A 19,929-nucleotide genomic window follows, 5' to 3' on the forward strand; every position below is an offset into this window, starting at 1 on the left:
ATCATGGTTGGGGGTGAGAGCAGCAGCTTTCAGCTTGAAGATCAAGCAGCGCACGCCATATTGTGAAAAAGCATCTAATACGTTATACGTATAAGATATGATACGCAGCTATGCCGACAGGGATACCGGGAAACTCGCCGCGCGTGAACGGGTCAGGAAATATCGGCATGTCAAGCGGATTGCGCTGCGGAAACTGGAGATGATCAAGGCGGCGCATGTGCTGGATGATTTGCGGGTGCCGCCCGGCAATCGGCTGGAAGCGCTGAAAGGCGACCGCGTCGGACAGCATTCGATCCGCATCAATGACCAGTACCGGATTTGTTTTCGCTGGATAGAAAGAGATGCCCACGATGTCGAAATCTGCGACTACCACTGAAAAGAGCCGCAAGACCGCGCATAAGACAGGCGGCAGCCATATCGCCCCGATCCATCCGGGCGAAATCCTCTATGCCGAGTTTCTGGAACCGCTGGACCTCAGCGCCAATGCCCTCGCCAAACATATCGGCGTGCCGGGCAATCGCATCTCTGCCATCGTCAAGGGCGATCGCGGCATCACCGGCGACACCGCCCTCCGCCTCGCCGCCGCCCTCGGCACCACCCCCGAATTCTGGATGAACCTGCAAAAAAGCTATGAACTCGAACTGGCGCGGGATGCGGCATCAGATGCAGAGAATGTGACACCGTTGACGAGTGCTGCTTGAATCAAAGTGCCCGAAGGCAAAATTGCTGAACAACCCTTTATCCCAACTTCGCAATAAGTAAATTTACAATGAATACCCCTAAAAAACAACATTATATACCCAAATTTTGGCTAAAAAATTTTACAAATAATTCAGAAAAAATATTTTTATGGAACAAAAGGGATGCATTAAATGAAATAAGAGATTATTCAATAACAGAAGCATTTTCACAAAATTATTTAAATTCTTACATTGATGATCATGAAAATAAAGATCACTCTTTAGAGCATGAATTTGCAACGCTGGATGACGAAATTTCCATCATATTCAATAAAATAATTATACCAAATATGGAAAAAGGGCTGACCCCAGAAATATCAGACCAACAAAAAAAATCACTCGATTTATTTATGTATCAACAACGATCAAGAGCACCAGAGGCCTTTGATGATCTTTTAACCGATAATGTATATGAAAAATTTATTGATGATAGCATTCAAGCAGATAGAGAAAGTGGCATTGAAATAAGCGATTTGGAAGAGGCCGAAATTAAGAGCGAAAAAACCAAAAAACGGATTCAGCAAAATGCAAAAGTTCAAGCTAGAAGCCAAAAAAACAGCATGACGGTCAAACTTTTTAATCGAATGTCTGTTGGAATATCACCTATTATAAAAAACAATAAATCTTATATTATAGGAAGCCAACCAATAGCTGAAATAATATACGGAAATGGACTTGGTTTTTGGGTTCCAATCTCACCAAAATACTGCATAACATATTTGCATAGCAATAACAAAATCACAATACTCCCACCACATACTGACGACTACATAAGAAAAATAAATCTAAAAATATATAAACAGTCTATAGTTTCAGGATCTCACAGCAAAATTTTGCTATCATCGCTGATAAACTCAAAATAAAAGCGGCCCCTTTTGCAAGGAGCCGCTTTCAATTTAACGACCACGCCTTATCACGCGGCGCCGTTGTTTAGTCTGGCGACCTTGCCGCTCTGGATGCCCGCCTCCTTGGCGGCGAGCAGGGCGGCTTTCTGGGCCTCGTCGAGGCCATCCATCAGGCCCAGCGCCTGCTCGGCGAAGAGGGCGCGATAATGGCCGTCCTCACGTTGCAGCAGCTGGGTATGGCTGCCTTCCTCGACAATGCGACCCTGATCGAACACCAGAATCCGGTCCATGTTCTGAACCGTTGCCAGACGGTGGGCGACCACGAGCGTGGTACGTCCGGCCATCAGGCGATCGAGTGCCCGCTGGATTTCCGCCTCGGCGATACTGTCGAGTGCCGCCGTGGCTTCATCCAGGATCAGGACCGGGGCATCGGCCAGCAGGGCCCGCGCAATGGCGACCCGCTGCCGCTCCCCGCCCGAGAGCTTCACGCCGCGCTCGCCGACCAGGGTATTATACCCGTCCGGCAGGCGCATGATGAAGTCATGGGCCAGTGCCTCCTTCGCCGCCTCGACGATTGCACTGCGGCTGGCACCGGGCCGGCCATAGGCAATGTTCTCGGCGAGCGAGCGGTGGAACAGGATCGGCTCCTGCGGCACCATCGCCAGCGCCCGACGGAGGCTCGACTGCTGGACCAGCGCGATATCCTGACCATCGATCAGAATCCGCCCCTCATCCAGATCGTAAAGCCGTTGCAGCAGCTTCACGAAGGTCGACTTGCCAGAACCGGAAGGCCCGACGAGACCGATCCGCTCACCCGGTGCGATCTCCAGATTGAAGTCGCGATAGAGTGCGCGTTTCTGCCCGCCATAGCGGAAGGTGACATTCTCGAACCGGATATCGCCTCCTCGCCCACCACCGGCGATACCACCGGCGATACCACCGCGGGCACCGTTGGCAGCGCCGTCCAGACTGTCATTGACAGCGGCCTGGAAAGGCGGCGCGTTCGGTACGTCACGGATGGTAATCTCCTGATCCATGAAGTTGATGATGTCTTCCATCTCGTTCACCGACTTCTGCAACTGTTCGGCATGCTGGCCGACAAAGCGCAGATAGGCGTTGACCACATGGATGGTCGACATGATCACCACCACATCACCGGTCGTGGCCTGACCCGTATGCCAGAGCCACATCGCCAGCGTCAGGGCACCGGCCATCATGACCGTCACCATGACACCCTGAAAGCCGCCTGACCCGACAGCCCGCCCCCAGGAGCGACGCGCCCGGAGGTGCCAGAGCCGCGCCGCCTTGGCGATCCGCTGATCCTCCCGCGTCTCGGACCCGAAGGCCTTGACCACGGCATTACAGCTGAGCGCATCAGCGAGCAGGGCACTGATCTTGCTGTCCTGTGCCACCTGTTTCTGGTTGGCGGGACCGATCCAGTTGGTCGCCAGCAGGATGCTGACACCGACATAGACACTGCCCATCACCGCCACAAACAGGCCGACCTGCCACCACTGGACCAACAGCATGGCGCTGCAGCCGATCAGGATGACCGAGGCCGGAAACACGCCCCAGAGCAGGGTATCGCCATACAGGTCGAAACCCCATTTGCCCCGGGTGATCTTGCGCACCACCGCACCGGCAAAGCTGTTGGCATGCCAGTCGGAGGAGAAACGCTGGACCCGGCGGAACGCGTCATTGACGATCTGTTCCATGCATTTCGGCGCCAGACGGATCCATAACTGTTCCGTCACGTGCTTCGAGGCATGGAACATCGCCATGATGGCGACATAGCCAGCGACACCCCAGAGACCGGCGGTAAAGCTCTTCTCCACGGTAATCGCATCGACGACCCGCCCGGCGAGCCAGGGCGAGATCGCATCAGCCGCGATCATCAGGCAGGAAGCTGCCAGAACACCTATCACCAGTTTCGGGTGGCGGCGCCAGTAGTTCCATGAATAGGCCCAGGTTCTGGCGTAGAGCCGGGCCGATTGGCGGCCTTTGTCGTGGGTCGCACGACGCTGGCCGGTATTGGTATTCTGGTTTTGAAAATCCTCGTTCATGATTTTTAACGGCCGGTCCGCCTGCACTTTTATCAAGGGACTGGCCGTACTCCATTCTATATGTCGTCAATATAATTGATTAAACACGAACCATGCCGCACCTGCCTTATCGTGGAGTTGTCCGCTCCTAAGGCCGGAAAACGGTGTGGGATCGCGGGCTCGACCGTGACCATGGATACCCTTACGGGTCATACAGAGCGCAGTTTGCGGGCTGTTCCATGGCCGGGAATGGGTTTTCGAAAAGCGGTTTTGCGACATATTCCGGGCACAGATGTACCCGGCGCACAGGCGCAGAAATGGCCTGTTGTACTGATTGTTATGATCGCAAATTCGGTAAGTAACCGAACGCTGCCGAAGCTCTCTTATGGTGCGGGCATATTGACTGGGTGCCCAAGAGATAATCCAAACCCGGTTGGTCGTTTCGCCTTCCAGGTCGGACCGGAACCATCGTCAATGGCGATATTTTATCGCTGAGGATGGGACCGAACCGAAACCGGTGGAGGGCTTAAAGGGTGATACAGTGACTAGCATCAACACTCTCCTCATCAGTTTCTGTTGTCGGTTGCGTTCGAGTTGCAAAGCTGCTGGCAATCGCGCCAGCACAATTTCGAGGCTGCCAGCGCTTTTGCTTTCCGCCAACAGCTTTTTGCGCCGCAACATGAACTTCGCAATTTCCGGCAAGGTTTTTATTAGCGGCGTGAAATAAACAGGCAGGGAACGCCCGTCATTGCACCGGAGCCGGACCGGAACGCTGCTTTCTCTCGACCAGATGCGCCCAGAGATCGCGCACAGATCCCGGCAACTCATCGAGAGCCGAGAACCGGGCAACAACCTCGATCGGCTCCTGATTATGGCCACTGCGGCGCGCTTGGCCGCGCCCGTCAAGCAATGCAGCACAAGCATCGAACGGTGCGGCATCATTACCGGTCGAAATATCAATCACCTGACCGTCGAGCGAAAGCGCCTGCAATTCGGCAAGTCGCGGACCGGAGATAAAGTTGTAATCAAGATCAAGCGGCTGGAACAAATCACTCAGCGCTGGCCGCGCAACCTGCCCGATCATGCTGAAATCGGTCTCCTCATAGAGCAGGACATTCAACACTGGCGCACAATCACGATCGCGCAGCATTTCAATCGTCAGGCTGTAGGTATCAGGGGCCGATGTTGAAACTTCAAAATTCATGGCGCGATTATACAACAGGGCATCAACCTGCCTGTCATACAGCGCCCCGGCATGATCATAGCCACGCCCTGATCCATCAGCCGCATCATACATTTCCGTTGGCAGCCGCTCCAGATACACCTCATAGGACAACCTGCCCGCCAACATCTCCACGGCCTCATAATCCGCATGGAGATTGGTCATATAGTTTATGCGCTCAATGACCCAATACAGCGCCAGCTGGCGGATCGACCACAGACTTCCGCCCACAATTACCGCCAATATGGCCAAGGTCAGAAGCCGGCGGGGCCAGACAGGACGCGCCTTTGTACTCATGACAGGGTTCTCACTGGATGAATCATGGAGAATGCGTCTGGCAGATCATCGCGGTAACAGAACTCGCGGATACCATCGGGATTGCTTGCCGGATCCAGTGCAACCTCCCCACGCTGCAGCCTGATATCGAGCGCATCAACCCGCCGATAGATCAGATAGGCACAAGCGGCAGCCGAATTGAAACTGACATCAAGCGCGATATGTTCGCAATCCACCACCCGCCAGTCGAGCGCCAGATCGCCGCGTGTGAGCGCTTGGTCGCGCTGCATCCAGAGCGCGATACTGTCTGCAGCATTGGCCGTCGGACAGGCGCAATTTGATTGCACGACAGACCGGTAGCGCTCAAAATCCGTCACCCCGGCTGCGTTGTCATCCGGCAGCCCGCTCAAATGCTCATTGATACATTCCCGCGCATACAGCGAGGACATCGCAGATGCCGTCATATTCGTACTGAGCGAATTGAGATAGGCCAGCTGCCAATAGTTCAGCGTATACGGCGTGGCACCATAGCTGAGTGTTGCACCGCCATAGCCAACACCGCAGGCGAGCAGCAGTATCAGGGCGGCGGGCAACATGCCCCATGTGGTTTGCGGTGAGCGACGACGCCATGGCAGGCGGAACAGGGCAAGCAGCGCCAGCACACCCATGGCAACGGCAATCGGCTGCATCAGCCAAGGCCGGGCGGCCCAGACCTGAAACCCGAGCGGATCCAGAATGATCGGCTGATAAAATAGCACCGCCGCAAACAGCAGGACCACGGCAATAACCGGCAAGGCCAGAAGACTCAGCCAGGCAATGCCCGACTTTCCGCCTGTACCTGCTTCCTGTTGCTTATCCAATATCGCCCAGCCCCTTGATTACCCTTGCTCAACCTAGCACATCCGTCAGCGCCGGTACAAAAGCCTATGCCGGTGCAGGCAGGGCGCAGGCGGGTGTCGAAGGCCGCTGATGTCGGCGTGGCGGTTCAATACCGGGGCCGGTCGGGATTGGATCGGGATTGAAGTTCACATCTGCGCGGACAATCGCCAGCACATCGCGTACCGCCTGCTGGTTCAGATAGCTGCTGCCACGCGGCAGATCCGAATGGGGAATACCACCAAGACGGTCAGTAAAATTGGCCGGTAACGCATTCTCGCCGGTCCAGTTGTCACCGGCATTGCGATACAGATCCTCAATACCGTCGATATAGCCGCCGCGAATACGTGGGTCGGCAAACCAGCCCTTGAAGGCATGCCCCATGGCATCCGACAGTGCCTGATCACTGCTTGTCGACAGCCCGGCAGCCTGCCGTTCATTCATCCGGTTTTCAAACGCCTCGGCAATCGGCTGGTAGGTCCACATGGAGGTTACCGCATTCCATGGCAGTGCATTGCCGACCTGTTTCTGTTGCCATGACCAGGCAACGGTAAAGGTTCGTGAGTCAGCCTCGGTCATGAAGACACGGGCAGCCCGCGCTTCTTTTGACAGACCGGAGCTGTTCAGCAGACCATGGCTGTTCTGCCATGCGTGGCGCAGTTCATGGGCAATTGCTACCTGTCGCACGCCCTCACGCAGGCCCGCACCATACCCGATGGTGCGGTCACCACCGCGGAACACGCCAGCCTGGGTCACGCTGGAGAGAATGCCGCTGCAGGGATCACAGATCGAGACCCCCTGATCCTCAATCGCCTGAACGGTTCGCGCACCGAGGCTGCTGCTGCGAAAGATTTCCCGATACCGGGCCAGATGCTGCTCAACATTATTCGACGGCGCTTCGCGCATGGTCAGGCACTGTTCGGCGTGCCCCTTGCGAAAACTGGACAGAGTGCCATTGCGCAAGGCCTCGACAAGGTCGGCATCCTGCGTCTGCGCTGATTGATTGGTGAGGTTGGCATCATCCGGCCTGGGACCACAGGCAGAAGCACCGAGAGACAGCAGAGCACCGATTGCCAGTTGCAAATCCCGATGCTTGCGAAGTCCCATCAACATTATCTGATCCTGCGGTTCCGGTGCTGTATCCTGGTCAAATCACCTGTCCCGGACTTCGAGCGGCGGCAACGGCCACGAAACAATGCCTTCGGGATCAAGCAAATTGACGATACACCCCCAGCTTGAAAGCGCCACGGCGCTTGATGAATCAGGCACTTATATCAACAACTGCTGATAGAGGCCATCGGCCCATGCAATCACGGACGGGGCGGGGTTGCGCCATCTTCTGCCGGTTGGCGTTCGCGGATTCTGGCGGCAAAGGCATCGCGTTCGATCTGGCGGGCGAGATCGCGGGTGGATTGCTGCACCACCGCCGGGCCGACCATGCCGGTGATCGAGATTGCCTCATCCGGCTTCATCAGCGGATAGCGCACCGTCTCGCGGTACATGTCCGGGGTGATGGCATCGCTCCGCCAATCGCCGAGGCTTTCGATAACCTGACCATGGGCAGAACCAACGATCACATCGGCCTCCTCGCCGCCGGATGCGGAGAGGGTGACCGCGCCCGTCACATCACCGGCAATGCTGATCTCGCCAGCCACCATGTTGATATTGTCGCCACGGACCGAGCCGCGCACCGCGATATCGCCGCGTTCGTAATGATGTTCCCAGCCGGTGAGCACGACAATGGTATCGCGCGCCATGAACAGGAAGTCCGGCTCCTTGCGCTCGGCTGCCTGCTCGATGCCGTTCAGCCAGACATTATCGGCATTGATGCTGCCGGTGACCGTGATGCTGCCCGCAGTAATCTCCACATAGGGTTGGGCGAAATCGCCGGTGATGACCAGATCACCATCATAGTGATAACGGCCCGGCTCGAAATCCGCCGCCGGGATCTGAATTTCCGGGCGGGACTTGGAATTACCGACCACGAAACGGGTCTGTGTCCCGCGACGCCAGTCGCCATCCTCACCGACACCGAGTTCATAAACCGGTGCATCGGGCGCCACCACCGATGGATCAACCACGGATACAGAAGTATCATTGGCGGCCTCCTGACGCGGTGCCTCCGGCCCGCTGGTCAGCACCAGCGCACCGATCCCGGCAATACCAGCAACCGCCACCAGACCACCGGCGATCAGACCGCCACGAGGTGACTTCTGATCAGGGTTATCGAACATGTCGGTGACGTATTTTTTCTCAGGCATATCCGGGTCCTGTCTGGTCTGATCTGGTTATCGATGCAGTTGGGCTGGTGTCGCCGCCACTTCAGGCACTGCCGCGCGCTCTTCCAGAACTACGGTCGGGCCGACCTGACCGGCGATGCGCACCTGCGGCTGATCACCGGCAGGGGCGAGTGTGCGCTCTTTCTCGTTGAAGGCTTCGGCTGGTACGCCGTCGCGCCAGTCGCCGGGGAAGCGGTAGACATCGTAATATTCATGCTTCATCGAGGCACGGGCGACCTCACCGGTCGCACCGGTGATGGTGACACCACCGCTGACATCGCCGCCGATCTCTACCTGACCACCGGACAGGGCAATGTTTTCGCCGCTAACACCACCGGTAACCGACAGGTCGCCACGGGCGTAATACTGTTCAAAGGCAATCAGGAATTCGCGATGATCGAGGCCACTGATGATCATCACCTGATGGTCGCGCTGTTCCGGTGCGGCAAAATCGGTACCGAGGGTCACGTGATCAGCTGTGATCGAGCCATCGACCGTAAGGGCACCGGCAGTGATCTCGACACCCGGTGTGGTCAGGTCACCGGCAATGGTCAACTCACCCGGATAGGTATAACGCCCGGTCTCAATATCCGCCGCCTCGATCCGCAGGGGCGGAAACTCGACAGGATTGGTGAAGCTATACAAGGTCACCAGACCGCGCTGCCACGACCCTTCCGGCGCGGCATCACCCAGTTGTTGTACCGGCGCGTTGGCTGCCAGCGGATTGACGCTGACAATTGGTGTGCGATCCTGAGCAGGCGTGTCAGGACCACTTGAGAGCACCAGCGCGCCGATACCGGCAATGCCGGCAGTGGCAGCGAGACCACCTAAAATCAGTCCGGTCCGGGATTTACCGGATTGGGGAGCATCCGGCGTCGTTTGGGGTTGCTGAACTGGTGCCATGGGGAGAGCCTTTCGTTCATGGGGAACGGTCAATCAGGGTGACCGTCCGGATGCCAACCACTGGTAATCCCGCTTGACGAAAGTGCGCAAATTTAAGGCATGTGATATTGCATAGCCGACATGCGTTCAATGCAATGAGTAAGGCTTGCTGCCGTTAATTTCAGGGCAAATATGTTGTTTGCACAAATTTTGTGCATCGCTACGGACGCATGGCCCGACGTGTCACGGCTGGTGATGTTTGCGGCACAGAGGCTGGTTCCTCGTTGTTATTGGCCGCATTCCCAAGCGCCGCTTCCTGAGCGGCCGCCTTCAGTTTCCGCAACTGCTCAAGCGTTGGAAAACTGTTTTTGGCATAGAACTTTGCCAATCCGATATCGAGACCACCAAGATAACTCTTATCCGCGCCGTCAAGCCCCTCACCCGGCAGACGACCGAGGCGACCGGCAATATCCGTTGGCATATCGCCATCACCAGACCAGCTGCCGCCATTGCGAAGTATGTCAATAATGATGCCCTGAACATACGGAGCGCGTACATCCTCTGGCTCAAACCACGCGGTATAGGCTGCATTCATGGCACTGCGCAGTCCATCATCCGAATTTGCCAGATCGGTACCGTCGAGAATTTCCAGCGTTTTCATCCGGTCTTCAAACCGCTCAACCGACAATCTGTATGGCGGAAAGTTCTTGGCAGCATCCCAGACCGAGCTGTCACCAGCCTGCTTGAATTGCCACGCCACCGCCACGGCAAATGCACGGGCATCGGCTTCCGACATAAACAGGTTGGCAGCATGGTTCTGCAAGGTCATGTCCTTGCCATCACTGATCAGACCAGCGCGGTCCTGCCAGGCATGACGTAATTCATGGGCCGCATGTAGCAACAACCGACCGGGCGGCGCGTCATCACGCAGAATGACTGCATCAATGTTATAGAGATAGGCAGCAAGAACGCTCTCATCCGTGATCTCCAACGCGCTGCCTCCACCCATGGTGGTCTGGGTATCGGACAGATCATTGAAAAGACGACGCCCAAGATCGATCGACTTCAGCTTGTCGCGAATTTCCGCCATACGGAATTCATCGGGGCTATCCGGCTCCTCCGCCACATGGAGCGTTTTTTGAGCCCGTTGCCGCCGCCATTCGTTGAAATCCACAACACCGAGATCAACCTCGGCATCGGGATCATCAACAACCACTGTCGTGCGATTGGGATCATCATCATCCTCGAACTCGTCACCCGCCTTTCCCCAATCAGACTTACATGAGGAAACAGCCAGCGTGACCCCGGCAGAAATCGCAAGCAATCGTTTAATGGATGACAACAATAGACCCTTTCAGCTTTGAATTGAACACTATCATTCTCACACAAACAAACGAAAGCAGCGGAAAAATCTTTCAAAAACCACTGAGCCGGGAGCAATAAAATAACCCCGCCCGACCGCGTTCAATCAACCGGGTTACGGTGCGGGTGATGGCCTGTGAGCATCAGGATCACCAGACAAACGGCGCTCCGCGCGCCAATGTCCCACAGTGCTGCTGGTTACCAACGGCTCAAACATATCTTCATCAGTATCAAGCGCACTATTGGGCAAGACCGCCCCAGCTTTGAGCTTGTCGAGATTATCAAAGTCGGCAGCATGAATGACCAGACCCTCCGAGACCCGCTCGACCAGCGCCTCGATATATTTGACCTGACGGGTGATGGCATCACTGGAAGGTGCGGTATAGCGAGGGTCGAGCACATCGGCATGGCCCTGCAGACGCAAATGATCGCCGCCATCGGGCATGACACCGAAATCGCGGAAGTCGTTGAGCCGGAACTTGCGCTTGCCGGCATCGGTGGCAAGCAGCCGTGCGGTGGGATCGGGATAGCCCTCGGCCTGTTGCACGGCGAGACAGTCAAGCTCGAGGCGGTGGCGGTCAATCGTCGCCTGATCATAACGGTGCACACCATCACCGGCCTTGAACCAGGCATCATGGGCTGCCCGGCGCGCCTTGCCATTCTGGGCATTGTCAGGCCTGCGACGCACCGACCGCTCAAAGGCCTGCGCCAGTGGTGGATCACCCATGGGGCTGTTGGCGATTTCCCAGAGCGCGGGATCACCCGCCTGCTTCGCCTCCCATGCCGCCTGAATGGCAATGGCATCGGCAGCAGCCTCGAAATGCCGAACCGCCATGATCCGTTGCGACAGGGGTACGGTCAGGTCCAGATTGCAGAAATTGCGCCCGCATTTCTGGTCCTGCGCCACATGGCCGAGTTCGTGAATGCCGTAATAGGCAGCGCGGCTGATAAAAGTCTCGACATCCGGTGTTCGCAGCAGGGCGCTGTTACCATTAAACAGGATATCACGACGGGTGTAGTAATAGCTCGCCTGCGTGCCATCGCGGTCGCTGATCTCAAAACCGGCAGCAATCTTCCCGCGATCCGCAACGCCAAGCAGGCTGCGCCCGATCTCGGTCTTGCGGATATAATCGCGGATCGCGCGGATGGCTTCCTGCTGGATACGCGGCGCGCGTGGTGGTGGCGTTGTTACCAGCCGATTGCCGACAACATGCCCCGCGGCCTGTCCCGGATTGGCCCATTTATGCGGCGTCTCGAAATGGCGCGCAGGCAGGTACGACAGACTGCGCGTCTGTCGCTGCGTCTCGATACTGTCGAGCAACTGCTGGTATTCCGCCTGACCGAAGCCCAAGTGACGCCCCTTCAAAGCCGCTTGCCACCCCCACGCATTGATGGGGTATCAGATAGTCAATTTGATGATATGACCTAGAGACGAAAGCACGAATGCCGTTGCTACATCTGTAGTCTGGCCACCGGTTTGGGGGCAGTGCCTTCACGCTTGCTGCGCCAGCTGCCGAGCGCAGAGACAGCACCGACCGGATGGCCGTTATCATCCTGCTGCAGACGCGGCTTGGCATCTTTCGTGCCCTCGAACATGGCACCGATCTGGTCATAGCGGTCAAAATCCGCTTGGGTAACCGGCTCATTCTCCCGGAACTTCTTCGCCACCTTCTGCAGATGCGCCATCTGTGCCGCAATCCGCTGGTTGGGCAGAGCGCAATAATGTTCGTCCCAGATGTCCTTACCGCCGGGCAGGCGCATATGCTCGGTACCATCGGGCATCGAGGCATAATCCATCATGGCGGCACTGCCGATCATCATGCGTCCGGCATTGCTGGCAACAATCCGGGCATCGGGATCGGGAAAAGCCGACGCCTGTTGCCGGGCGAGCATTGTAAGCTCCCGCTTGAAGCGCTCGACGCTGCTCTCGTCATAGGCCGCCATGCGTCCGTGATCGTTGAACCAGCTGTCATGGGCCGCCCGGCGCGCACGCCCATCGGCAACAGCATCCGGATCGGCATAGGCCATCCGCCCGAACGCCAGCGCCGCCGCGGTTTCCCCCGATGTCTTGAGTGCGATACCCCAGAGGCTGTCATCACCGGCCTGTCGCACATCCCAGGCAACCTGAATGGAACAGGCAACCGCCGCCGCCTCCATATGGCGCACCGCCAGCATCCGGTCCTGCAACGAGGTGGTGGTATCGAGCTGCATATAGCCCTCACCCTCACCGAAGGTATAGTCCTGCAGCACATGACCGAGCTCATGGGCACCGAACAGGCTAGCGCGCGCGATGAAATCCCGTGCCGACTTGGTCTCGAACAGTTGTGCATCGGTGTTGAAGGCAACCTGACGGTAACCGCTGTAATAGGCGGCTTCGTATTCGCCCTTGCCCGCAGCCTTGAACCCGAACTGCACATGACCCTGATCGGCAATGATCAGCAACTGGCGACCGAGGCGGCTCTGCGCCAGTTTGTCCCGGATCGCCCGCACCGCCGTTGCCTGCTCACGCGGCATCCGCTGTAGGTAGGGCTGCTGGCCATTGACCAGACCATCGGGGCCGATATTGCTCAGGATACCGCCGGGGTTGTTCCAGTTGCCGGGGTCGGTGAACCGCCGCAGCTCAAAGCCGATCTTCTCCCCACGCGCCTGCTGGTAGAAGATGCTGTTCTTCAGATCGCTGAAATCGATACCGGTATAAGCCATTCGCGTCACCCCATCCGCCGCAAGGGTGACGGGCCGGGGGCCGGTTTTTGCTGTTGCTGTGCGGTTGGTTCAGCCGCCGCACCGCGCTCGTCCCGCCACTTGCCCAGCAGCCCACGCTTGCTGATCCGGTCGAGCGGATTGTCAGGTTCACCGGGAACCCCGTCGCCGATCGGCTGGATATCATAATCCTGCGCATGGGGCGTGCCGTCATATCGGGCGGCAATCTGGTCATAGCCGTTGAGCATGAATGGCGAGATCGTCTCGCCCTTGCGGAACCGGTCGGCGATACCGTCCAGAAACGCGATCTGCTCCGCAATCCGTGGATTGGCGGTTGCGGCATAGGCCGGTGCCCGTACCGGCAGGTGACCGGGCAGGGTCAAATGGTTGATCCCGTCCGGCGTCTCGGCTGCCGCCAGCAACCGCTCATCGGGCAATGTGTCATGACCGAGCTTGCCGACCAGCATGGCCGCATCCTTGCGCGGGAACCCGACTGCCTGCTGTTCGGCAAGGCAGACAAGTATCTGGCGATAGGAACTGGTGATGGAATCATCGTAATCGTTCAGGCGTCCGGCATTGGCAAACCACGCATCATGGGCAGCGCGTCTGGCCCGGCCGTCACGGACCGAGGCCGGGTCAGCCTCCGCCATCGCGGCGAAGGCGGCGGCGCAATCGGTATCCGGCCCCTCGGTGCTTATGGCCTGCCATGCGCCATCATTGCCGTTCTGACCGATCTCCCATGCCACCTGAATAGAGGCGGCGGTTGCCCCGGCCTCGAAATGGCGGAGCGAGAGCAGCCGGTCCTGATGGCTGATCGTGTAGTCACCGATGTCGAAATCCGACCCGACCGCCTTGTCCTGTACCACATGACCAAGCTCATGGGCGGTATCAACGGCGGCATTGGCGAGAAACCGCTTGCTGTCCGGGGCATTAAGCAGATCGCCATTGATGTTGTAGACCACCTGCCGCTGACGGTTGAGATAGCCCGCCACCATGCCCTCCTCGGGCAGCATGCCAAAGCTGAACTGCACCCCGCCCTGATGGGCAAGGCGCATCATCTTGCGACCGAGCTGGCTTTTCGAGACCTCGTCCTGAATCGCGACAATGGCCCGCGCCTGTGAGCGCGCCATATTGGTCAGATAGGCATCCGGCGCCTGCCCATCGGCAATGCCGCTGGCGATACGGCCCGGGTTCTCCCACGGGGTACTGGCAACAAAGTCGCGCAGGCCGAAATTCACCGTGGTATTCAGCCGCCGCTGGGAGCGGAAGCTCATTTGCGTGTTGGTGTGGTGCTCGCCGGTATAGCCGGACCCGGCCAGATCACTGCGCAAGTCATCCCGCAGCCCCTGGCCGCCATTGCGTGAAATCCGGTCGAGATAACCTGCCATACTGCCCCTCAACCCGTTGTTGCAAAGGGCTGCGGGATATTGCCCGCATGGCGGATATTGAGGTCGCTGGCGATCTGCTCCTCATCCTCGATAATCAGCGTGCCGTCATAGCCGACCCGGAAGGTGGCGCGGAACATGGCGTCCTGATACAGCCCGGTGCCGTTCAGCACATAGCCGTCATCATCGGTATCGATCAGACGCAGCGGACGGACCAGCTTGTTCACCGCCGGTTCCTGATACTCGCCCTCGGCCTCGATCCACGGGATCTGATACGGCTCCTCGACCAGCTTGATGCCACCCGCCTTGTCGCTGACATAGGTGAGGTAGAAGCGCAGATAATCGGCGACATTGCCCTTGTTGAGCGCCAGCGGTACCGCGGCATTGGCCTCCATCACCGGGGCGAGGCCACCGGCGAGGATATAGAGGAAATCATTATGTTCGATGACCGTGCGTTCCTGCGGCTGGCCCAGACGGGCACCGGCCATGGGAAAAATCAGCAGCCGCGCACCGGGGTAAAACGGCAGTGTTTCGGACAGAAAGGCAAGGAAACCATGGTCGGTTTGCCAGGTCGGGGATAGCAGCCGGTGCTCGGCCAGACGGTCGCCCATGCGCCGTGCCAGTTCCATCAGCTCCGGTGTAATTTTCTCGCGATCAAACCCCATCAGTCACGCAGTCGTTACGGCATCCCTTTACTCATTGGGAAAGCCTAGCACGGGTTTTCAGCGAATGTGAGAATTTTCTAGGTTTTTCAAACCGCAACCGGCACCGGCATATTGTCGATCAGCCGGGTCTTGCCGAGCCGGGCCGCGACCAGCAGACGCCCCGGACGATCGGCCCGTTCCATTGGTTGCAATGTCTCCGCATCCCGGAAATCGAGATAGTCCGGCGCATCGAAGCCGAGCGTTTCAAGCCGCGCTTTCGCCGCCTCACCCAGTTCACCAAATGCCGCACCACCGGCGAGACGGTCAGAAATACCGATCAGCGTACGGGACAATTCAACCGCAATCCGGCGCTCATCCTCACTCAGATAGGCATTGCGCGATGACAGGGCGAGACCATCCGCCTCGCGCACGGTCGGCAGGCCAATCACCTCAACCGGCAGATCGAGGTCGCGGGCCATCTGGCCGATCACCAGCAACTGCTGGTAGTCCTTCTGACCGAATACCGCCACATCGGGCGCTACCTGAATGAACAGCTTGGACACAATGGTCGTGACACCATCGAAGAAATGCGGGCGATGCGCGCCCTCCATCGGCTGGGTCAGCCCCTTGACCGATACCGTGGTTTGGTGGCCGGTCGGGTACATCGCATCAATGGTCGGGGCATAGATCAGATCGACGCCGATGGTGCCGAGCTTGGCCGCATCACCCTCGAGATCGCGGGGATACTGGTCGAAATCCTCATGCGGTGCGAATTGGGTCGGATTGACGAAGATGCTGACCACTACGCGCTCGCCATGCTTCGCCGCTTCCTCGACCAGCGCCAGATGCCCGGCATGGAGCGCGCCCATGGTTGGAACCAGCGCGATACGCTCACCGGCCCGTCGCCAATCGGCAATACGGCTGCGCAGATCGCGCGGATCATCGGTGATTGGGGGAATGCTCATCTCGGACATTGGGGGTTTTGCGGACACTGTTAAGAACAGATGGCTAAGGGCAGACGACTAAGAACAGGCAGCGCGCAACATCTGCACCATCTGGACCGCTGCTGGCAATGCCGAAATCATCGCCACATGGCTAATTATCGCGGATCAAATAGTTTTTACGCTTGATATGACACCCTGATCCCGTCACCATATCCGGGTGACGCAGCAAAAGGGATGATATGAGCCAGACGGCAATAGCAGGCGAAACCGGACAGTCAGCCGGCAATTCAAGGGGCAACCCAACCGGCAATTACCGGCATCCGGCCGATCGACAAGCTCAGGCACGCAAGCGCGATGATGCCATGCCCCGCCTGCGCAACGCCGTCCGGTTGAAAAGCGGCCCCGACGCAGTGGCCGAAAAGATCGCCGCCCAGCGCGCGGCAGAACGTACCGCCGGGCACCCGCCAGCATTCAAGCTGCCGAGCGGCGCCTCCATACTGGCCTGCGGCCCGGTCACAATCAGCACGCACGGCACCACCGCACCCGCCACCGGCACCCCACAGCAGCCAAATCTCTCACAGTAAAAAATTAGAGCATTAATAATGTATAGCTTATTAATGATACAACACTACGAAAACACTGAGTTCAATCAAGAAGAGACTTATGAATTCCCAATGGCGCGATTTCTGGAGTACACAGACGAAGCCACAATCAAACAGTTAAAACCAAAAGATGAAAAATCACTTAAAATATTAACAGAAATTCCATGCATAATAATGAGCGAAAAAAGTCGAGCAAAATCAAAAAATTATTATATTAATTTTGATATATACAAAATAGAATATGTAGAATTAAATAAAAATAATATTATATACAAACCAAAATTGATGTCAAAACATGGACGATACGAATTTAACAAAAATGAAGAAATTAATGAAATTTTTGGATTGCACGAATGGGAGTTAAACAGGACACACTGGGCGATTAAAAATAAAGAAATATCAGAAATAACAAAAATTTTCAAAATAAATAAAATTGAAAAAAATGATAAATTAAAAATACAAAAAGAAGAAAATACACAAGTAGAAATAAATGATATATCAGAATTCATTAAAAAAATAAATGAATACAGATTAAAAATAGAAAATACTCACACATCATACTATAGAGGACACGATAAAAAAGGATATGACTTAGAGCCATCAATATTTCGAAAACATACTAACTCATCTCCAGTTTATTTAATAAATGAAGACTTAATGATACAAGAACTTTTAACAGAAAATCCACATGATTTTTCAAATGACAAATATACAATTGATAAATTAGTAAGAATGCAACATTACGGGATGCCAACCCGACTACTAGACATAACATCAAGCCCATTAATTGCTTTATATTTTAGCTGCTATAAAGAAAAAGATGAAGACGGAGAAATTATAATTTTCAATATAAGAAAAGATAGTATTAAATTCTATAATTCAGACACTGTCAGCTGCATTGCAAATTTATCAATGCTGCCGCACAAAGACAAAGAAAAAATAGAAACCAGATTAAGTAAAGAAAAGTTTAATGAATCAGAGCCAATAAAAAAGCTTAATCACTTAATTAAAAACGAAAAACCATACTTTAAAGAAATTATAGACCCAAATGATATAGAAAAAGTCATACCGACAAGGGGGAGAAATCAGAATGATAGAATATCATCACAATCTGGGGCATTTTTTATTTTTGGAAAAGACGCATTCATCTCCCCAGAAGAGCAAGAACAAATGGAAGTAAAAAAAATAACAATAAAAAATAAACAAAAAATTTTAGAACAACTAGAGACATTGGGCATCAAGCCACATAGTGTATTCCCCGGAACTGAAAATTTTATAAAATATATAAAAGAAATATACGGAACTCACCCGAACTGAAACGTCTTGTCCCGGCTTTTGTCGCCGCGGATCAGGGTGAGGGATGATTTCGGCACGCCCAGATGTTTGGCGAGCAGTTTCTGTACCTCGGCATTGGCCTTACCGTTCTCCGGCACCACGGTGACATAGACCCGCAAGCCCTCCGGCCCCTCGATTATGCGGGCGCGTGAGGCCTTGGGTGTCACATGGACGGTGATGGTATCGCCGGGCTGCATGGATGGTATCGCCCTGCCCGCCTAGACCCAGCTGTAGTTGAAGCTGACGCTGATCCGCTCTTCATCTGCCATATTCATCGGCACCTCATGGCGCAGCCAGCTCTCCCAGAGCAGCACGTCACCGGCCTCCGGCGTCACATAGATGAAGTTGCGCAGCTCGGGCCGCACATCGGATTTGCGCCCCGGTGCCGCCATCATCATCGGCAGGCGCGGGTCCTCGTATTTGATGGCACTCGCGCCCTCGGGCATGGTGACATAGGTGGTGCCGCTGATCACGCTGTGCGGGTGCAGATGCGAGGTATGGACCCCGCCCGGCTCGAGGATATTGATCCAGAGCGAGTCCAGCGCGATCTTCTTGCCCGCGAGGTCAAATTCCAGATCCTCGACAAAGGCTGCGACATGCTTATCGAGCGCGGCGATCAGATCCTTGAAGATCGGAAACCGCCAGTCGAGATCGGTGAGCGAGGCATAGCTGGTATAGCCCGGATAGTCGTTCTGCTCGCACCATTCCTGCCCGGCCTCGTCATCCTCGGCGATTGACAGGCAGGAGGCCTCAAGCTCGTCACCGTCAATATGCGGTTTGAACTCGGCCAGCGCCGCCCGGTACAGGCGGGTGACAAACAGCGACTGAATCTCGGTCATGGCAGTATCGGCCCAAGGTATTGAGGGTAATGGTAAAACGAAAGACCTGAACTGTAACCGGCAGGGCGATCAACCGCCAGTGCCGGTTCCGGTGCCCGCGGGTTTCGGCTTGCCGCCGAAGGTGTGCTCGGTGGTCGGGAACAGCCCGCGGCGCACCTCATCGGCATAAGTGGCGGCAGCATCGGAAATCTGGTCCGCGAGATCGGCATAGCGTTTGACGAAACGCGGGGTGAAATCCTGAAACACGCCGAGAATATCGTCGATCACCAATATCTGCCCGTCACATTTCGGCGAAGCACCAATGCCGATGGTCGGCACCGGCAGTTCCTCGGTCAGGGCAGCGGCGAGCGGCTCAACGGTGCCCTCAATCACGATGGAGAAGGCACCGGCGGCGGCCACGGCAACCGCATCGGCGCGGATACTCTCGGCCACCTCGTCATCGCGGCCCTGTGCCTTGAACCCGCCCATGGCGTGCAGGCGCTGGGGCATCAGGCCCACATGGCCCATGACCGGAATACCGTTACTGGTGAGATAGCGGATGGTGTCGGCGAGTTCGGCCCCGCCCTCTACCTTGACCGCGGCACAGCCGGTTTCGGCCATAACCCGTGCGGCATTGCGGAATGCCTGTGCCCGGCTTTCCTGATAGCTGGCAAACGGCATATCGACGACGACAAGCGCCTGGCTGGAGGCATTCACCACCGCCCGGCCATGACGGATCATGGTATCGAGATCAACGCCGAGCGTGGTCTCCTCACCATAGATGACCATACCAAGGCTGTCGCCGACCAGCAGCAGATCAACATGCGGGTCGAGCAGTTTGGCCACCGGCGCGGTATAGGCGGTCAGGCATGCAATCGGTGCCGTGCCCTTCATCGACCGGATATCCGGGATGGTCATGCGCCGTGGTCGGGCCGTGCCTGAAATCGGCTTCGGTGTGGTACTCATCGTTGTCGTGC

General features: G+C 56.3%; 20 protein-coding genes. 5 read left to right on the forward strand and 15 right to left on the reverse strand.

Annotated elements, in window-relative coordinates; genetic code table 11:
• Positions 1–97 precede the first annotated feature (97 nt).
• From CBB62_00305 to CBB62_00315, 3 genes are all read left to right on the forward strand, one after another.
• The gene (locus CBB62_00305; GenBank protein OUT40849.1) at positions 98–376 is read left to right on the forward strand and encodes an excinuclease ABC subunit A; all 279 of its coding nucleotides are present in this window, start codon (positions 98–100) and stop codon (positions 374–376) included.
• Complete coding sequence (locus CBB62_00310; GenBank protein OUT40850.1) at positions 351–701, forward strand: addiction module antidote protein, HigA family; 351 nt, start codon at positions 351–353, stop codon at positions 699–701. The genes CBB62_00305 and CBB62_00310 overlap by 26 nt, the downstream gene beginning before the upstream one ends.
• A gap of 68 nt (positions 702–769) precedes the next feature.
• The gene (locus tag CBB62_00315; GenBank protein ID OUT40851.1) at positions 770–1,603 is read left to right on the forward strand and encodes a hypothetical protein; all 834 of its coding nucleotides are present in this window, start codon (positions 770–772) and stop codon (positions 1,601–1,603) included.
• A gap of 50 nt (positions 1,604–1,653) precedes the next feature.
• Here the strand turns inward: CBB62_00315 and CBB62_00320 are convergent, their stop codons facing one another.
• From CBB62_00320 to CBB62_00375, 12 genes are all read right to left on the reverse strand, one after another.
• Positions 1,654–3,648, reverse strand: a complete 1,995-nt coding sequence (locus CBB62_00320) for a hypothetical protein (protein OUT40852.1) — start codon at positions 3,646–3,648, stop codon at positions 1,654–1,656.
• A gap of 724 nt (positions 3,649–4,372) precedes the next feature.
• Entirely contained in the window at positions 4,373–5,146 is a 774-nt protein-coding gene (locus tag CBB62_00325) for a hypothetical protein (protein OUT40853.1), read from the reverse strand.
• The gene (locus tag CBB62_00330) at positions 5,143–5,985 is read right to left on the reverse strand and encodes a hypothetical protein (protein ID OUT40854.1); all 843 of its coding nucleotides are present in this window, start codon (positions 5,983–5,985) and stop codon (positions 5,143–5,145) included. Before CBB62_00330 ends, CBB62_00325 begins: the two co-directional genes overlap by 4 nt.
• Positions 5,986–6,049: 64 nt before the next feature.
• Complete coding sequence (locus tag CBB62_00335; protein ID OUT40855.1) at positions 6,050–7,108, reverse strand: hypothetical protein; 1,059 nt, start codon at positions 7,106–7,108, stop codon at positions 6,050–6,052.
• A 203-nt stretch (positions 7,109–7,311) separates the two neighbouring features.
• A complete protein-coding gene (locus CBB62_00340) occupies positions 7,312–8,262 on the reverse strand; it encodes a hypothetical protein (protein OUT40856.1) in 951 nt (316 codons plus the stop codon).
• Positions 8,263–8,289: 27 nt separating this feature from the next.
• Positions 8,290–9,183, reverse strand: a complete 894-nt coding sequence (locus CBB62_00345) for a hypothetical protein (protein ID OUT40857.1) — start codon at positions 9,181–9,183, stop codon at positions 8,290–8,292.
• 199 nt (positions 9,184–9,382) lie between these two features.
• Entirely contained in the window at positions 9,383–10,486 is a 1,104-nt protein-coding gene (locus CBB62_00350; protein OUT40858.1) for a hypothetical protein, read from the reverse strand.
• 153 nt (positions 10,487–10,639) lie between these two features.
• Complete coding sequence (locus CBB62_00355) at positions 10,640–11,875, reverse strand: hypothetical protein (protein ID OUT40859.1); 1,236 nt, start codon at positions 11,873–11,875, stop codon at positions 10,640–10,642.
• Between the two features lie 101 nt (positions 11,876–11,976).
• Complete coding sequence (locus CBB62_00360) at positions 11,977–13,227, reverse strand: hypothetical protein (protein ID OUT40860.1); 1,251 nt, start codon at positions 13,225–13,227, stop codon at positions 11,977–11,979.
• A 5-nt stretch (positions 13,228–13,232) separates the two neighbouring features.
• A complete protein-coding gene (locus CBB62_00365) occupies positions 13,233–14,612 on the reverse strand; it encodes a hypothetical protein (GenBank protein ID OUT40861.1) in 1,380 nt (459 codons plus the stop codon).
• An 8-nt stretch (positions 14,613–14,620) separates the two neighbouring features.
• Positions 14,621–15,274, reverse strand: a complete 654-nt coding sequence (locus CBB62_00370; GenBank protein OUT40862.1) for a hypothetical protein — start codon at positions 15,272–15,274, stop codon at positions 14,621–14,623.
• 86 nt (positions 15,275–15,360) lie between these two features.
• Positions 15,361–16,227 carry a pantoate--beta-alanine ligase gene (locus CBB62_00375; protein ID OUT40863.1) on the reverse strand — a complete coding sequence of 289 codons (867 nt, stop codon included), beginning with the start codon at positions 16,225–16,227 and terminating at the stop codon, positions 15,361–15,363.
• 209 nt (positions 16,228–16,436) lie between these two features.
• Between CBB62_00375 and CBB62_00380 the strand changes: the two genes are divergently transcribed.
• Positions 16,437–16,781, forward strand: coding sequence for a hypothetical protein (locus tag CBB62_00380; GenBank protein OUT40864.1), 345 nt, complete (start codon positions 16,437–16,439; stop codon positions 16,779–16,781).
• Between the two features lie 18 nt (positions 16,782–16,799).
• On the forward strand, positions 16,800–18,116 hold the full coding sequence (locus CBB62_00385; GenBank protein OUT40865.1) for a hypothetical protein: 1,317 nt from the start codon (positions 16,800–16,802) through the stop codon (positions 18,114–18,116).
• Here the strand turns inward: CBB62_00385 and CBB62_00390 are convergent.
• The 3 genes from CBB62_00390 to CBB62_00400 form a co-directional block, all read right to left on the reverse strand.
• A complete protein-coding gene (locus CBB62_00390) occupies positions 18,104–18,331 on the reverse strand; it encodes a hypothetical protein (GenBank protein OUT40866.1) in 228 nt (75 codons plus the stop codon). The two genes, CBB62_00385 and CBB62_00390, sit on opposite strands and share 13 nt — an antisense overlap.
• A 21-nt stretch (positions 18,332–18,352) precedes the next feature.
• Positions 18,353–18,973, reverse strand: a complete 621-nt coding sequence (locus CBB62_00395) for a hypothetical protein (protein ID OUT40867.1) — start codon at positions 18,971–18,973, stop codon at positions 18,353–18,355.
• A 69-nt stretch (positions 18,974–19,042) separates the two neighbouring features.
• On the reverse strand, positions 19,043–19,918 hold the full coding sequence (locus CBB62_00400) for a 3-methyl-2-oxobutanoate hydroxymethyltransferase (GenBank protein OUT40868.1): 876 nt from the start codon (positions 19,916–19,918) through the stop codon (positions 19,043–19,045).
• Between the last annotated feature and the right edge of the window lie 11 nt (positions 19,919–19,929).

It is taken from the genome of Micavibrio sp. TMED2 (assembly GCA_002168225.1).
Taxonomy (GTDB): domain Bacteria; phylum Pseudomonadota; class Alphaproteobacteria; order TMED2; family TMED2; genus TMED2.

Coding starts and splice junctions, on each gene's coding strand:
- CBB62_00305 (OUT40849.1), top strand. CDS start 98: ATGATACGCAGCTATGCCGACAGGGATACCGGGAAACTCGCCGCGCGT.
- CBB62_00310 (OUT40850.1), top strand. CDS start 351: ATGTCGAAATCTGCGACTACCACTGAAAAGAGCCGCAAGACCGCGCAT.
- CBB62_00315 (OUT40851.1), top strand. CDS start 770: ATGAATACCCCTAAAAAACAACATTATATACCCAAATTTTGGCTAAAA.
- CBB62_00320 (OUT40852.1), bottom strand. CDS start 3,648: ATGAACGAGGATTTTCAAAACCAGAATACCAATACCGGCCAGCGTCGT.
- CBB62_00325 (OUT40853.1), bottom strand. CDS start 5,146: ATGAGTACAAAGGCGCGTCCTGTCTGGCCCCGCCGGCTTCTGACCTTG.
- CBB62_00335 (OUT40855.1), bottom strand. CDS start 7,108: ATGGGACTTCGCAAGCATCGGGATTTGCAACTGGCAATCGGTGCTCTG.
- CBB62_00340 (OUT40856.1), bottom strand. CDS start 8,262: ATGCCTGAGAAAAAATACGTCACCGACATGTTCGATAACCCTGATCAG.
- CBB62_00345 (OUT40857.1), bottom strand. CDS start 9,183: ATGGCACCAGTTCAGCAACCCCAAACGACGCCGGATGCTCCCCAATCC.
- CBB62_00360 (OUT40860.1), bottom strand. CDS start 13,227: ATGGCTTATACCGGTATCGATTTCAGCGATCTGAAGAACAGCATCTTC.
- CBB62_00365 (OUT40861.1), bottom strand. CDS start 14,612: ATGGCAGGTTATCTCGACCGGATTTCACGCAATGGCGGCCAGGGGCTG.
- CBB62_00370 (OUT40862.1), bottom strand. CDS start 15,274: ATGGGGTTTGATCGCGAGAAAATTACACCGGAGCTGATGGAACTGGCA.
- CBB62_00375 (OUT40863.1), bottom strand. CDS start 16,227: ATGTCCGAGATGAGCATTCCCCCAATCACCGATGATCCGCGCGATCTG.
- CBB62_00380 (OUT40864.1), top strand. CDS start 16,437: ATGAGCCAGACGGCAATAGCAGGCGAAACCGGACAGTCAGCCGGCAAT.
- CBB62_00385 (OUT40865.1), top strand. CDS start 16,800: ATGTATAGCTTATTAATGATACAACACTACGAAAACACTGAGTTCAAT.
- CBB62_00390 (OUT40866.1), bottom strand. CDS start 18,331: ATGCAGCCCGGCGATACCATCACCGTCCATGTGACACCCAAGGCCTCA.
- CBB62_00395 (OUT40867.1), bottom strand. CDS start 18,973: ATGACCGAGATTCAGTCGCTGTTTGTCACCCGCCTGTACCGGGCGGCG.
- CBB62_00400 (OUT40868.1), bottom strand. CDS start 19,918: ATGAGTACCACACCGAAGCCGATTTCAGGCACGGCCCGACCACGGCGC.